This is a genomic window from Leifsonia sp. SIMBA_070, from assembly GCF_046534635.1.
GTDB lineage: Bacteria > Actinomycetota > Actinomycetes > Actinomycetales > Microbacteriaceae > Leifsonia.
In genome coordinates this window covers 1-237 of sequence record NZ_JAWRYK010000926.1, presented here as the reverse complement: position 1 = coordinate 237, position 237 = coordinate 1, and the positions used below count along the sequence as shown (strand labels likewise).

The following is a 237-nucleotide window of genomic DNA, read 5'->3' as shown; positions in this document are numbered from 1 at the left end:
ATAAAAGTTATCAATGCTGCAAAAAAATAAGTATATACTCCTTGGAACATAAACTTTAAATCCAGATATTTTCGAATTAGATATATCCTAAAAAAGCACACCATAAATTCAACAGCTACTATAACAATTGTTGCACCTATTGCACCATATCGTGGTATAAATATTATATTAAGTGTCAGGCTGATTATTGCACCTAGCAATAATGGTAATACGTATTGTTTATCCTTCTCAAAAGCG

Annotated in this window: 1 protein-coding gene; it reads right to left on the bottom strand. The window is 30.0% G+C overall.

The annotated features are described in order from the left end of the window. Nucleotides 1-237, bottom strand: a 237-nt coding sequence (locus SB754_RS22910; RefSeq protein ID WP_410784553.1) for a polysaccharide biosynthesis C-terminal domain-containing protein, incomplete at both ends; no start/stop codon positions are given.